The following is a 14,147-nucleotide window of genomic DNA, read 5'->3' as shown; positions in this document are numbered from 1 at the left end:
TCGCACCAAACTTCCTGTAACCCGTTGCCAGAGACCCACTCGAGGGGACAACGTAGAGACAGTAAAGCCGGGGTGTGTGCCGCGTTCAAGGGGATTGACTTGCCCCACACTGTCTGCATCGCGGGCTGGTCGCAGGGCTGCGTGTCAGCGCACCGCGTACCCCAGGTACACCACGCCGTTCCGGAACGAGTACTCGTCCTTCAGCTCGAGGGCGAGGTGCAGATTGTCTGGCAGGCACCGGGTGCCGCCGCCCACCACGACGGGGGAGACGAACAGGTGCAGCTCGTCGACGAGCCCGGCCGTGAGGGCCTGCGCGGCCAGGTCGGGGCCGCCGATCGAGAGGCTGGCGGAGGCGGACGCCTTGAGCGCCCGCACCGCCTCGGGGTCGAAGGTGCGCTCGATGCGGGTGCGCCGGCTGGACACCGCTGCCAGGGTTGTGGAGTACACGATCTTGTCCGCGGCCTGCCAGATCGCGGTGTAGTCCCGCATCACGGCCGGCTGGTCGTCGTCGTTCAGGTGCATGGTCTCCCACGCCGTCATCACCTCGTACAACCGGCGGCCGTACAGGTAGGTGCCCACCGACCGCTCGAGGTCGTTGATGAAGGTGTGCACCTCGTCGCTCGGTGCGCTCCAGTCGAAGTTGCCCTCCGTGTCGGCCACGTAGCCGTCCAGGGAGGTGATGAAGGTGGCGATCAGCTTGGCCATGCGACCATTCTGCTCGCGAGAGGGCGAATGTTCCACAGCCTCGGTGGGCGCCCTACTTGATGGTGCTCGCGACCTCGAGGGCTTCCTTCTGGTCGTGCAGCAGGTCGCCGGCGTCATCGGACGGCGTGAGGCCGATGGTGAAGGTGATCGGCGAGCCGGCCTGGTACTCGAAGTTGTCACCGTAGGAGAACGACTCTCCTGGGGCCCAGACGAACGGCGCCTCTGCACCGGTGGAACCGAGAGCGAAGGAATTGACCTGCAGCTGCTCGCTCAGTGCGCTGTCGACGATGCCGTCCATGCCCTGCATGTAGGGCCAGTCGTCGTACTGCGGGACGACATCCACCAGCAGGGCGGTGAGCTTCTGTGACTCGGTTCCGGTGTTGGTGACGACATAGTTCACGAACACGATCTCGTCACCGACCTCGATCAGCGGTGTGTTCGTTTCGGCATCGACGAACGATCCGGTCGAGGTGGCCGCCGCGGTGCCCACCTGGTAGATGTCGACCCGGAAGTTCGAGCCGTCGACCGAGGTGAGGAGATCGCCGGGCGAGGTCGCCGTGGCGGCCCAGGCCGGGGTGACGAGGTCACCGGCGGGCGCGGCCGCCTCGGTCTCCTCGGGTTCGGCGGTTGCCTTATCTGTGGCCTCCGCGGTGGTCTCCGGCGTCTCGGCCGGAGCCTCTGCGGCGGCCGACGGGGTGGGTTCGGGGGCATCCCCAGGCGCGCAGCCGACCAGGCTGGTGCTGACGAGTGCGGCAAGGAAAAGTGGGGCGACGGAACGAGAGATTCTCATGGAAGATCACCGTGATTGGATGGGGAGCAACCCGTTGAGGGGCTACCCGGATGTCGCGGGAATAGTCGTTCTCATCAGCACCCCCACGCTGGCCTTCAGTGTAGTGGTGCTCGTGCTCGTGCTCGTGCTCGTGCACGGCGCTGCGCTACCCTCGGCAACAGACGATGGGGGCTGGGATGGCTGGCAGCGGCATGGTGCGGACGATTCTGATCGTAGGCGGGACCACTGTCGTCGCCGCGGTGGCCGGCGGGATGGTGGCCGTGCCGCCGCTGCCGGCCGGCGCTGCGCCCGGCACCGCGCCCACTCCGGTGACCTCCACCCCGGTAACCTCCGCCACACCGGTGCCCGAGCCGACCCGCGCACCCGTGGATTGGGACACGCTGTCCGAGAAAGAGGAGGCGGCCCTTTTCGAGGGGCAGAATGCCCAAGGGACGGCGCTGGCGCTGGTACAGGAGACCTACCCGGACGACTTCGCCTACGGGTAGATGCTTGACCTGCAGCCACAACTCAGCCGGGCCGTCGACTTGGTGCAGCAGGCCGTGGGAGAAAGCGGCATGAGCGCTGCGGCGAATGTGTTCACCGTGACGGTCGAGATCGAGCTGTACCCCGACGCTGGCGACGCCGACCCGGTCGTGCTCGACGGCGCTGCGCTGCACGCCCTCGAGGACGACATCCGTGCGGTGCTTTATCCCGGCTTCGACGTGGAGATCACCCAGGTGGGCGGGGTCCAGATCGGCTTCTAGCCGCTAACTGTTAGGCGGCGGGCTTCAGCTCGGCCAGGCCGGCCTCGATCGCGGCGATCACCTCGGGGGAGTCCGGCAACGTCGTCGGGCGGAACCTGGAGACCGCACCGGAGGGGGAGATCACGAACTTCTCGAAGTTCCACTTCACCTTGCCGGCCTTACCCGCGCCATCCGGCGTGTGGGTGAGCTCGGCGTAGAGCGGATGCTGCGAGCCGCCGTTCACCTTCGTCTTCTCCATCAACGGGAAGGTGACGCCGTAGGTGGTGGAGCAGAACGCGTCGATCTTCTCTGCGGAGCCGGTCTCGCCGAGGCCGAACTGGTTGCACGGAAAGCCCAGCACGGTGAAGCCCTGGTCGGCGTAGGTGCGCTGCAGCTGCTCGAGGGTCTCGTACTGCGGGGTGAGGCCGCAGCGGGAGGCGACGTTGACAACGAGCACAACCTTGTCGGCGTACTCGGCCAGCGACGTGGTAGAGCCGTCGGCGGCGGTGAGCGGGATCTCGCGAATGTTCATGACCACAGATTACTTCGAAATCGAAGCAGTCTGGCCGGTGCGCACCCAACTCCCAGCCTCGCGCGACTGAGGGGCTAACTGTTGCCAATGCGGACAATTGGGCCCGGTGTGCCGGAACCAAATGTCCGGACGGGGAACAGTTAGTGCCGCAGGAACGCCGCCCGGGCCACGAGGTAGAGGCCGAACGCGATCAGGCCGGCCGCGACGATGTTCAGCAGCACTGGGCCGGACTGCAGGGTGAGCAGGTAGCGCAACCCGGCGTCGAGGCCGCCCACCCAACGGGAGTCGGCGAACACCGCGGCGGCGACCAGCAGGCCGCCGGTGACCAGGAACGCGACGCCCTTCATGGTGTGGCCGAAGACGCCCAGGGTGAGGACGATCACCTTGGTGGGGCCCCAGAGATAGCGCAGCTCCTCGCGGAAGTTGCGGCGCACACCGCGCCAGACCAGGCCGCCGCCGATGATGCCCACCGTGGTGCCGACCGCGAGCAGCACGAACAACCCGATCGGGCTCTCCACGATGGCGGTGTCGGCACGGCGCACACTCTCGGCTCCGCCCGCGCGGGCACCGAGCGCCACCCAGAATGTGACGGTGCCCAGCAGGGCGAAGCCGAGGGCCTTGCCGACGTTGAGCGAGCGCCGGAACACGAGGATGCGCCGGTTGGGCGCGACGCTGAACGCGGCGTTGGTGCCCTGCCAGAGGGCCAGGCCCCACAGCGCCACGGTCGACAGCCAGAGCACGGCGAGGCCGCCCGGGCGAGTGGCGATGGCGCTGAGCGCGCCGAGCTGGTCGGCCTCGCCGGCCCCGCCGTTCGCGACCTGCAGGCCGATGGCGCCGATCAGGGCGTGCACGAGGCCGTTGGCGAGCAGGCCGATCCGGGCGGAGGCGCGCACCGACCGGTTGCGGTGCGCGCGCTGAGCGGCCTGCTTCATGCGCCCGCGGGCATCGCCGGGCCTGTCCGCCTCAGGGAGGGCGGGAACGCTGGTCACGGGCGGGCTACTCGAGCAGTTCGCGGATGTCGGAGGCGGTGAGGCCCTGGCCGGTGCCGCGGGTGGCGCCGTCGGTCATCACGCTGTCGAAGAGCTTGGCCTTGACCGCCTTGAGCGCCATGACCTTCTCCTCGATGGTGTCTGAGGCCACCAGGCGGTAGACCATCACGTTCTTGGTCTGGCCGATGCGGTGCGCCCGGTCGACGGCCTGCGCCTCTGCGGCCGGGTTCCACCACGGGTCGAGCAGGATGCAGTAGTCGGCCTCGGTGAGGTTGAGGCCGAACCCGCCGGCCTTGAGGCTGATCAGGAACACCGAGGTGTCGCCGTTCTTGAAGTCGTCGATGGCCGCGGCCCGGTTGCGGGTGCGCCCGTCGAGGTAGGAGTAGCTGACCTGCGCGGCGTCCAGGCGGGCCCGAACCTTGGCCAGGTAGCCGGTGAACTGGCTGAAGATCAGGGTGCGGTGCCCCTCGGCCACGACGTCTTCGAGCAGCTCCATCAGTACGTCGAGCTTGCTCGACGGAATGTCGGAGTACTTCTCGTCGTACAGGCTGGCATCCAGGCTGAGCTGGCGCAGCATGGTGATCGACCGGAAGATCTCGAACCGGTTCTGGTTGAGGTCGCCGAGCAGGCCGAGCACCTTCTGCCGCTCGCGCTGCAGGTGCATCTGGTACACCCGGCGGTGCCGCGGGTGCAGGTCGAGCTCGAGCACCTGCTCCTGCTTGGCGGGCAGGTCGCTGGCGACCTGGTCCTTGGTGCGGCGCAGCATGAACGGGCGGATGCGCCGGCGCAGCTGGCTGAGCCTGTCGTTGTCTGCCTGCGTCTCGATGGGGCGCTGGTAGTACTCGGAGAACCGGGCGGCATTGGGGAACAGACCTGGCGCGGTGATCGAGAGCAGCGACCACAGTTCCATCAGATTGTTCTCCAGCGGGGTGCCGGTGATGGCGAGCTTGAACGGGGCCTGCAGGCGCTTGGCGCACTGGTGCGCGCGGGACTTGTGATTCTTCACGAACTGCGCCTCGTCGAGCAGCAACCCGGCCCAGCTGACGGCGTCGTACTCGTCGAAGTCCAGCCGGAACAGCGTGTACGAGGTGATCACGACATCCGCCGTTGCCAGGGCGTGCGCCAGCGAGCCGCCGCGCTTGGCGGTGGTCTCGGTGATCGCGGCCACCGAGAGGCTGGGCGCGAACCTGGCGCACTCGGTGGCCCAATTGTGCACCACGCTGGTGGGCGCCACCACCAGGAACGGCTTCGTGTCGTTCCCATCGGCCTGACGCCCGCGGGCATCGACGATGAGGGCGATGGCCTGCAGCGTCTTGCCGAGCCCCATGTCGTCGGCGAGGACCCCGCCGAGGCCGGTGTCGTAGAGGAAACCGAGCCAGTCGAAGCCGGTCTGCTGGTACGGCCGGAGCGACGCGTTCACCGCGGCCGGCAGCGGCCGGTGCGCGATCTCGGCGCCGTCGGCCAGCCCGGCGAGGGTGTCGCGCCAGGCGGCGGCCTCGGCTTCCGCGGTGCCGAGGTCCTGCAGTTCCTCCCAGAGGTCGGACTGGGCCCGGTTGATGCGCAGCGAGTCGTTCGGCGAATCCTGCAGGCCGCGGGCCTCTTCGATGAGCCGGCGCAGCTGCTGCAGTTCGGGTCGGTCCAGGCTGAAATAGGTGCCGTCCTGCAGGATCATCAGCTCCTGGCCGGTGGCCAGGGCGCGGAAGACCTCGTCGAAGGGCACGTCGTCGCCGTCGACCGTGACCCGCACGGACAGGTCGAACCAGTCCCGGCTCTCCGAGCGTGCCGAGGTGGCGAAGGTGAGGGTGGGCGGCTCGGCCGCTTCACGGTATTCGGGAGCTTCGCCCACGAACCGCACCAGGATTTCGTCCGCCGACTCGAGCACGGGCAGCACCGACCCGAGGAATTCGATCATGCGGGCGCCGTCGAGGCTGGAGTCGGCGCGCAGGATGCCCGGGGAGTCGGCGACGCTGGCGGAGCCGGTGAGCTCCGCTGCGAACAGTGCCGGCTGGTGAGCCGGGAAATCCGCGAATATGCCGGTGACGGCATGCAGGATGCGGGCCTCGTCGGCGGCGTCCCGATACCCGGCGGGAGCGTCGGTGGTGGCCGGACCGCGCAGGGGCGCGATCGCCGGTTCGCCCGAGCCGCCTGCGCCGCCGGTGTACTGCCACTCCCAGTGCAGGTTGATGCGGGCATCCGCCTGGGCGCTGATCGAGAGGGCCAGCACGGGACGGGCGGTGTCTGGCAGGTCGAACGACGCGTCGGTGCTGGTGAGCGAGAGCTGACCGCGCAGGAACGGGTAGAAGTCGGCGAGGAAGACGTTCTCCTCGTCTGGCGGGATCGTGATGGGGGTGTGCGCGGACGCGAGCACGCGCAGGTCACGGCCGACCTGCCGGGCCAGCGGGGCCAGGGTGAGGCGTAGGTCGGCGGTGTCGGCCGCCCAGGTGAACAGGCCGTGCGCCGGGTCGCCGATGTAGCCCAGGGCGCTGCGGTCGAGGGTGCGGCCGTCCAGCGAGATGGTGGGGAAGAGGGTGAGGCCGTTCTCGTCCCGTCGGATGTCGAGCGAGAGTTCGGCCGGTTCCTCGCTGATCTGCACGGGATCTTGCCCGGGGGAGGTGCCGATGAAGGGGATGCCGGCCTCACGGGCCTCCCCGAGCAGACCCCAGAGGGCGCGGTTGGCGAATCCGTCCAGGTGCAACCAGGGGTCTGTGGTCACGTGGTAGCGCTGCCCGGAGGAATACAGCTCGAACAGGGCGGTGAGCACCCGCAGCTGCGCCCGGTTGAGCATGCCGCGGGAGTAGGCCAGGTTGTCCCAGGTGAGGTTGCCGCGGATCCACTTGCCCTTCTTGCCGCGCACCATCGGGCGCACGCCGAGCCGGGCGAGCGAGACCGTGGGGGCGGGAGCTCGTGCGGCGCGGGGCGGCGGCAGCAGTTCGAACTGCAGGGCCAGGGCGGTGCCCGTGCTCGGCTCGGCCTCCGGGGCACGGGTGAGCGGCGCCAGCGCGCTCTGCCAGGTGGCCGGAGCGGCGGTCCTGGCGCGCTGCGCCTCCGCGTGGTGCGGTGCCCTGGCCAGCTCGGCCGCGGTCGACCGGCTGGCGAGCAGCAGGGCAACGACGTGCTTGCAGTTGATGGCCATCGGGCAACTGCAGGTGCCGGAGGCGCGCACGACCGTGCCGTTGGAATCCTGCTGGAAGGTGACGGTGACGTCGTATGGCCGAGCCTGCGTGCCGCCGACGGTGCCGAGCAGCCGGCTGCCGCCGAGCTGCCAGACCTGGTCCTCGACCCGACCCTCCTTGGCATACCGCACCCCGCGCGAGTACGCCTGCGGCCCGACGAGGCGGGCGATCTGCAGGTCGCTGAGGTTGTGGGCCATGGGGTGCGGTGTCCGAGACGGTCGGTGAACAGGAGTCTCTTATTGTCCCACGCCGCGGCGGCCTCCCCGAGCCGCTCCGGTGGGCGGGGCCGCGGGCGTGCGGGCGGCTATCCTGAGCGGATGTCTGACTTTCCTTTCGAGCGCCTGCGCCGGTGGCCCGATGTCGAGGCGGCCAATCTCTTCGCCGTCGACGCGAGCGATCGCCTCATCCTCGACGAGGCGGCGGCGGTGCTGGCCGCCGCCGGCCCTGCCGAGGTCGTGGTGCTCGAGGACCACTACGGTGCGCTGACGCTCGCGACGGCCGCCGAGCTGGGGGAGCGGCTGGGCGCGCCGGCCGGCATCCGCGTCTACCAGGATGCCCTCTCCGGCGAGCACGCGCTGGCGCGGAACGCGACAGAGCTGGCCGCCACCGTGCCCGGTCTGGCCGACTCCTACCGGCAGGTGGCGTTGGGTGCTGAGCTGTTCACCGGCGCCCGCGTGGTGCTGATGCAGCTGCCGCGCAGCCTGGCCGCGCTCGACGAACTGGCCGGCGCGATCGTCCGGTTCGCCGCCCCCGACGTGACGGTGGTCGCCGGTGGTCGCATCAAGCACATGAGCGTGGCGATGAACGAGGTGCTGCGCCGCCACTTCGGCGAGGTCGCGGTGAGCCCGGCGCGCCAGAAGTCCCGGGTTCTGCTGGCGACACGGCCCATCGGGTCGATGGAGTCCGGCCCGCCACGCTCCGTCGTGCACGAGGACCTCGGGCTCACCGTCTGCGCGCACGGCGCCGCGTTCGCCGGCACCACCATCGACATCGGCACCCGGTACCTGCTCGACTTCCTCGACCGAATGAAGCCGGCCGCGACGACGGCCATCGACCTGGGCTGCGGTACCGGAGTGCTCGCCGCCGCCCTCGCCCAGCGGCGGCCCGGCCTGCGCGTGCTGGCCACCGACCAGTCTCAGGCGGCGGTGGCGTCGGCCGCGGCGACCATGCGCGCCAACGGGGTAGCCGACCGGGTGCGGGTGCTGCGTGACGATGCTCTCGGTTCCCAGCCGGACGCATCCGCCGAACTGATCGTGCTCAACCCGCCGTTTCACATCGGCTCATCGGTGCACGCGGGCATCGCCCTCAAACTGTTCGAGGATTCCGCAAGGGTGCTTCGCCCCGGCGGGGAGCTCTGGACGGTCTGGAACACCCACCTGGGCTACCGCTCCCCGCTCACCCGCATCGTGGGCCAGACCCACCAGGTGGGCCGGAACACCAAGTTCACGGTCACGGTCTCCACCCGCCGCTGAGCGCGACGGGGAACAGCTACAGGGCGGCGAGGGCCCCGGCGTCGAGGGTGTCGGCGTCCAGCAGCTCGTTGTTGATCACCGAGGCGCTCCACCCAGACTCCGGGTTGTACGCCACGATCGACATGGCGGCGTTGGTGATCGGCGGGATGTCGCGCTCGAGCGCGGCACCCAGGCTCAGCCGGATCAGCGTGCCGTGGCAGACGACGATCACACGGGCGCCCGGGTAGTCCTCGGCGAGCTTGAGCAGGGCGCCCAGGCCACGGCCGGACACGCTCTCCTCGGCTTCGGCACCGCGGAACGATCCGTAGCTGCCGTCCACACGCAACGCGTCGAGCTTGGGCCCGGCGGACAGGCCCTCTGCCGGTCCGTAGTTGCGCTCGACCAGGCCGGGCAGGTGCCGGATCACTTCGAGCTTGAGGTCGTCGGCGATGATGTCGGCGGTCTCGACCGCGCGCGACAACGGCGACGCCACGACGAAGTCCCACTCGTGCTGCGACAGGGGCCCCACGGCCTCGGTCGCCTGGCCGCGGCCGATGTCGTTCAGCGGTACATCCGTCGCCCCCTGGATGCGCCCGGCGGCGTTCCAATCGGTCTGGCCGTGGCGGACAAGGGCGAAGGTCGTTGTAGCAGTCACCTCCCTATTCTGCCCTGCGCCGCCTGGCAACCCGTATTCCCGGTCGGTGGGCATGACCGTCACCGGGCCGGCAGGCCGCTGTCGGTGCGGCGGCGACGGGCGACGGATGCCGGTCGGCGCAGCCGCGCCGTGCCCCACAGGGCCGCCACCGACCAGCAGAGCAGCACCACGAGCAGGCCGTTGCGCAGGGTGAGCAGCAGCACGGCGCCGGCGTCGCCGTGCACCAGCGGGAGGTAGAAGATCGGGAAGACCAGCGTGGTCAACCCGCCGATGACGACGGTGAGGTACGCCGGCACCCGCCAGCGTGCCCAGTCGTGCAGGATGCCAACGGCCACGACCGGAGCGATCCACAGCAGGTACTGCGGGGAGCCCACCTTGTTGAACACGACGAACACGCTCACCAACGCCAGCGCGCCCAGGAGCACCAGCTGCGCACTGCTGCCGGTGCGGCGCACCGCGACCAGCAGAAGCACGACGATGCCGGCGACGGCCAGGAACATCAGCGGGGTCATGGCGGCCGCGGCCACGCCGGCGCCCGGCCCGCTCACCTCGCGGGTGGCGATGTCGAGGTTCTGGTAGACGGTGGTGTCGCGGTGCCCCAGCGCCGCCAGCCACACCCACGGTGTCGTCACCGGCGCCTCCAACTGCAGCGCCCGGTCGGTCTGCTCCGTGATGAAACCGGTGAGGAAGCGCAGCCCCCCTGCCGCCCAGACGACGACACCGATACCGGCGGTGATCGTGGCGCCGGTGAAGATGACACCCAGCCGGCGGCGCCAGGCGACCACGATGGCGAGGAGCACGGCCGCCGGCCACACCTTGATCCAGGTGGCCAGGGTGAGCAGTGCGGCGGCGATCACCGGCCGCCGGGCCAGTAGCACCAGGCCCATGATCACCAGCGGTGCGCTGAGCCCCTCCAGCCGGAGCAGGCCGACCGGGCTGAGCAGCAGGCTGAAGCCCAGCCAGAACCAGGCGGCCGGGTAGCCGGCGCGATCGCGACCCCAGTCGGTGAGGACGCCGACGGCCGCGGCGTTGAGGGCCAGCGTCATCAGGAACCAGAGCAGCTGATAGAGCAACGGGCCGGCGGCATCCGCCAGCACGATCGGCAGGATCGCGCCGACGGGATACACCCAGCCCACGTCGATGCCCTGCCAGACGTTGTGCACCAGCGCCTGCTCGGCCCAGACCCGGTAGAGCGGCAGGTCGCCCAGCACCCGGCCGGTGAGGATGGTGGGCAGCAGGGCGAACAGGAACACGGCGTGCAGACCGGTGAAGCCCAGCAGCAGGGTGCGCGGCCGTAGCAGCGCGGCGCGCCTGACCGGGGTGAGGTAGCCCGCCAGCCGGGAGTCGACCAGATCGATGACTGAGGACATAAGGCAGGTCACTTTCCACACGTCGAGACGATCACGGTTTCACTGGGGAGTGTACGAACCGAAGGTAAAAGGGAAAGGGCGCGCAGCTGTCCGGGAGGGGGTGGGGCCTGAGAGTGCGCACAGCTTGACTACGACGCAGGGTCATAGTTTTGAGTAGCAGTATGAGTCCCGTTCCCGTGCTGTACCTCGCCTCGTACGCCCTGTCACTGCTGGGCAACTCGATTGCCGCCGTGGTGTTCCCCCTGATCGTGCTGCAGCTCACCGGCAGCCTGCTGTCGGCGGGAATCCTGGTGGCCGCCACCGCCGTGCCCGCCTTCCTGGCCGGGCTGTTCGCGGGCGTCGTGATCGACCGGATCAACCGCCGCACCTCCTCGGTCGTGGCCGACCTGATCTCGGCGGTGTCCATCGCCGCCCTGCCGATCGTGGACCTGGTCACCGGGCTCAACCTCGGTTGGTTCATCCTGTTCGGCATCATCGGCGCGTTCGGCGATGTGCCGGGCATGACCGCCAGGGAGGCGATGCTGCCGGCCATCGTGCGCAACTCGACCCTGTCCGCCGAACGGTTGATCGGCATCCGGGAGAGCATTGCGGCCCTCGTGATCATCGTGGGACCCGCCGCCGCCGGCACCCTGATGGTGTTGTTCGAGGGGTCGACGGTGCTGTGGATCACCGCCGCGACCTCCCTCGCCGCAGCGGTACTCACCCTGCTCATCCCGCGCCGGGTCGGCGCGCTCGCCGCCATCCCCGGCCGCTCCGTGGCCGGCGACACCGCCACCCGGCCGATGGGCTCGGTCTGGGCTCAGCTGCGCGAGGGCTGGAGCGTGCTGTTTCGCAGCAACCGAATGCTGCGGGCGGTCACGCTGCTCAGCCTGGCCATGGTCGCTGTGCTCACCGGGCTGCAGGGGATGCTGTTGCCGGCGCATTTCGCGTTCATCAACGAACCCGGGCTGCTCGGGTTCGTGCTCACGGCGATCGCCGCCGGCACCCTGGTGGGCGGCGGTCTCTACGCCGTCTTCGGTACCAGGGGCAGCCGGCGCGCCTGGTTCGTCACCGGGCTCAGTGGCACCGTGCTCGGCATCGGCCTGGTCGCCGTGCTGCCGGCGGTACCGGTGCTCTTCGCCGGGGCGTTCCTGTTCGGCTTCTCCTCCGGCCTGTTCGGCAGCCTGATCGGGGTGCTGATGCTCGAAGGCATCCCCGAGCGGATGCGCGGCCGCATCATGGGCACCCAGAACTCGCTCATGATGATCGCAGCGCCCGTTGGCATGGTGGCCGTGGCGGCGCTTGGCGAGCAGTGGGGTCTCCGCACGGCGGGCATCTGCGTGGCCGCGGTGTGGCTGGTCGCGGCGATCATGGCGCTGATCGCGCCGGTGCTGCGTACTCTGGAGGCATCGGACACCGAGCCCGCGGAAGGGAGCCTGGTCGATGAGAAGCCATGACCTCGCCACGCTCGCCCAGGTGACGGTGCGCACCCTGCGGCACTACCACCGGGTGGGGGTGCTGCCGGAGCCCGAGCGCAGCCGCAACGGTTACCGCGACTACACCGTGCACGACCTGGTGCGCCTGCTGCGCATCAAACGGCTGGCCGCACTCGGCATCCCGCTCGAGAAGATGCCGGCGATGCTCGCTGACGAGACCGGCAGCCAGACCGAGCTTCTCAACCAGCTCGACGCCGAAATCGACGCCGAGATGGCTCGGTTGCAGGCCCAGAAAACGCTGATCGGCCTGGCCCGGATGCACGACGCCGCGCCAGACCTGCCGCCGGCACTGGCCAGCAGCCTGGCCCGCTTCGCGGCGTCGGGAGCGTCACCGGCGATGAACCGCATGGACCGCGACCAGGTGATCTTGCTCGCCCACCTGGCCGGGGAGGACGGGATCGACCGTCTGGCCCGGGTCTACGGCCGGCTCGCCGAACCAGACGTCCTCTCCGGGGTCGCCGCCGTCAGCCGTCAATTCGACGACCTCGCCGACGACGCGTCCGAGCGGGAGATCGACGCGATGGTGGCGGAGTTCGTCGCCCGGCTCTCACCGCTGCTGGCCGATCTCGACGACGGCAACGACGAGCCGCTCTTCGACGAAGCCGCGGTGGCACCCCTCTTCGACGCCTATCAGGCGGATGTGCTCAATCGCGCTCAGCGCAACGCCCTCGCGCAGGTCACCGAGCGGCTGCAACAGCTGACCGAGGCACCCGTCGACGACAGCCAGGACCCCTAGGACGCGTCGCGGGAGGTGCCCTTGGTGAGGGTTTTGCCCTGGAAGAACGCCGGGTCGACCCGGCGCATGATCAGCATCAGCACGATGCCGGTGATGAAGAGCACCATCGCGAGGATGAACACCAGCCCGACCCCGCCGATCTCCGATCCGCTGCCGTAGTCCGGGCTGGTGCTGTCGATCAGGGTGGTGGCGAAGATCACCGCCAGAATGATGCCGCCGGCCAGCGGGGCCAGCAGCTTGAGCAGGAACGCCCGGGTGCTGCTGAAGACCTCTCGGCGGAAGAACCAGACGCAGGCGAACGCGGTGACCCCGTAGTAGAAGCAGATCATGATGCCCAGGGTGAGGATGGTGTCGGTGAGCACGTCGGTGCTCAGCACCCGCATCACCGCGTAGAACCCCCAGGCCACCACGCCCGCGATGACGGTGGCGAAGCCCGGCGACTGGAACCGGGGGCTGATGGCGGCGAAGCGCTTGGGAAAGGCCCGGTAGTGACCCATCGACAGCATGGTGCGCGCCGGGCCGACGAAGGTGGACTGCAGCGACGCGGCCGAGCTGGACAGCACGGCGAGGGACATCAGAATGGCGAACGGTCCCATCACCGGTCCGGCCAGGGCGGCGAAGACGTTGCCCTGGATGTCTTCGTTGCCGAGCCCCAGCTCGCCCGCGCCCACACCGGAGAACATCAGCGCGGACACCGCAACCAGGATGTAGAGCACGAAGATGATCGCCACGGTGAGGGTCGCCGCCCGCCCCGGGGTGCGCTCCGGATCCTTGGTCTCCTCGTTCATGGTCAGGGTCACGTCCCAGCCCCAGTAGATGAAGATCGACAACGACACCCCGGCGGCGAAGGCCGAGAACGACGGGGTGAGGAACGGGTTGAACCAGGAGGCATCGAAGCCGAGGGCGTCGAAGGCGGTGCCGTTGGAGAAGTGCAGGAGCGCCGCGACACTGAACCAAACCAGCACGAGCAACTGGAATCCAACCAGCACGTACTGCACCATCTTGGTCGCCTCCATGCCCCGATAGGACACGTAACAGGCGCCGACCATGAAGGCCAGACAGGTGAAGATGTTGATCCAGACATTGCCGGCCAGATCGGCCAGGCCCGGGTTGTCGAACACCTGCGCGAGCATGAGGTAGAAGAAGTCCACGGCCACGCCGGCCAGGTTGGAGAGCACCACCACGGTCGCCACGATCAGGCCCCAGCCGCCCATCCAGCCCAGCCACGGCCCGAACGCGCGGGTGGCCCAGGTGAAGGAGGTGCCGGCATCCGGCATGGCGTTGTTGAGTTCGCGGTAGCCGAGGGCCACCAGCAGCATGGGGATGAAGCCGACCATGAAGATGCCGGGCATTTGCGTGCCGACGGCCGCGACCGTGGGGCCGAGAGACGCCGTCAGCGTGTATGCGGGGGCGATGCAGGAGATACCGATGACGGTGGCACCGAGGAGGCCCACGGAGCCGGAGCGCAGGCCCTTGGCCGAGAGTCCGCCGGCGCTGGTGGATACCGGCGTGGGGCGGGGAGCGGATGACTGTGCCATGGACTAGTCCT

The 14,147-nt window shown here is 69.4% G+C and carries 13 protein-coding genes; 5 read left to right on the top strand and 8 right to left on the bottom strand.

What is annotated here, in order from left to right:
• Positions 1–144: 144 nt before the first annotated feature.
• Together K2F54_RS04440 and K2F54_RS04435 are read right to left on the bottom strand one after the other, a co-directional pair.
• A complete protein-coding gene (locus K2F54_RS04440) occupies positions 145–705 on the bottom strand; it encodes a dihydrofolate reductase family protein (RefSeq protein WP_220604646.1) in 561 nt (186 codons plus the stop codon).
• Between the two features lie 52 nt (positions 706–757).
• The gene (locus K2F54_RS04435) at positions 758–1,495 is read right to left on the bottom strand and encodes a hypothetical protein (RefSeq protein ID WP_220604645.1); all 738 of its coding nucleotides are present in this window, start codon (positions 1,493–1,495) and stop codon (positions 758–760) included.
• A 176-nt stretch (positions 1,496–1,671) separates the two neighbouring features.
• On the opposite strand from K2F54_RS04435, the gene K2F54_RS04430 reads away from it, so the two are divergent.
• A complete protein-coding gene (locus K2F54_RS04430; protein WP_220604644.1) occupies positions 1,672–1,980 on the top strand; it encodes a hypothetical protein in 309 nt (102 codons plus the stop codon).
• The gene (locus tag K2F54_RS04425; RefSeq protein ID WP_220604643.1) at positions 1,981–2,238 is read left to right on the top strand and encodes a hypothetical protein; all 258 of its coding nucleotides are present in this window, start codon (positions 1,981–1,983) and stop codon (positions 2,236–2,238) included.
• 10 nt (positions 2,239–2,248) lie between these two features.
• Here K2F54_RS04425 and K2F54_RS04420 read toward each other — a convergent pair whose 3' ends face one another.
• The 3 genes from K2F54_RS04420 to K2F54_RS04410 all read right to left on the bottom strand — a co-directional run bounded on the left by K2F54_RS04420 (position 2,249) and on the right by K2F54_RS04410 (position 7,108).
• Positions 2,249–2,749 carry a glutathione peroxidase gene (locus K2F54_RS04420; RefSeq protein WP_220604642.1) on the bottom strand — a complete coding sequence of 167 codons (501 nt, stop codon included), beginning with the start codon at positions 2,747–2,749 and terminating at the stop codon, positions 2,249–2,251.
• A gap of 140 nt (positions 2,750–2,889) precedes the next feature.
• Positions 2,890–3,738, bottom strand: coding sequence for a DUF1206 domain-containing protein (locus K2F54_RS04415; RefSeq protein ID WP_220604641.1), 849 nt, complete (start codon positions 3,736–3,738; stop codon positions 2,890–2,892).
• Between the two features lie 7 nt (positions 3,739–3,745).
• Positions 3,746–7,108 (bottom strand): DEAD/DEAH box helicase, encoded by a 3,363-nt coding sequence (locus tag K2F54_RS04410; RefSeq protein ID WP_220604640.1) that lies wholly within the window; start codon positions 7,106–7,108, stop codon positions 3,746–3,748.
• Between the two features lie 120 nt (positions 7,109–7,228).
• On the opposite strand from K2F54_RS04410, the gene K2F54_RS04405 reads away from it, so the two are divergent.
• Positions 7,229–8,383 (top strand): class I SAM-dependent methyltransferase, encoded by a 1,155-nt coding sequence (locus K2F54_RS04405; protein ID WP_220604639.1) that lies wholly within the window; start codon positions 7,229–7,231, stop codon positions 8,381–8,383.
• Between the two features lie 16 nt (positions 8,384–8,399).
• Here K2F54_RS04405 and K2F54_RS04400 read toward each other — a convergent pair whose 3' ends face one another.
• Together K2F54_RS04400 and K2F54_RS04395 are read right to left on the bottom strand one after the other, a co-directional pair.
• A complete protein-coding gene (locus tag K2F54_RS04400; RefSeq protein ID WP_308287509.1) occupies positions 8,400–9,017 on the bottom strand; it encodes a histidine phosphatase family protein in 618 nt (205 codons plus the stop codon).
• Between the two features lie 59 nt (positions 9,018–9,076).
• Positions 9,077–10,387 (bottom strand): glycosyltransferase 87 family protein, encoded by a 1,311-nt coding sequence (locus K2F54_RS04395; RefSeq protein WP_220604637.1) that lies wholly within the window; start codon positions 10,385–10,387, stop codon positions 9,077–9,079.
• A 161-nt stretch (positions 10,388–10,548) separates the two neighbouring features.
• Between K2F54_RS04395 and K2F54_RS04390 the strand changes: the two genes are divergently transcribed.
• Positions 10,549–11,823: an MFS transporter gene (locus K2F54_RS04390; RefSeq protein ID WP_220604636.1), complete on the top strand. Its 1,275-nt coding sequence runs from the start codon at positions 10,549–10,551 to the stop codon at positions 11,821–11,823.
• Positions 11,810–12,598 (top strand): MerR family transcriptional regulator, encoded by a 789-nt coding sequence (locus K2F54_RS04385; RefSeq protein ID WP_220604635.1) that lies wholly within the window; start codon positions 11,810–11,812, stop codon positions 12,596–12,598. The genes K2F54_RS04390 and K2F54_RS04385 overlap by 14 nt, the downstream gene beginning before the upstream one ends.
• On the opposite strand, the gene K2F54_RS04380 is transcribed toward K2F54_RS04385, so the two are convergent.
• Entirely contained in the window at positions 12,595–14,136 is a 1,542-nt protein-coding gene (locus tag K2F54_RS04380; RefSeq protein WP_220604634.1) for an APC family permease, read from the bottom strand. The genes K2F54_RS04385 and K2F54_RS04380 overlap by 4 nt on opposite strands.
• Positions 14,137–14,147 lie beyond the last annotated feature (11 nt).

Source organism: Cryobacterium inferilacus, from assembly GCF_019599185.1.
Taxonomy (GTDB): Bacteria; Actinomycetota; Actinomycetes; order Actinomycetales; family Microbacteriaceae; genus Cryobacterium; species Cryobacterium inferilacus.
Note: the sequence above shows the minus strand (reverse complement) of the source record. Positions and strands in the feature narration are given on the sequence as shown.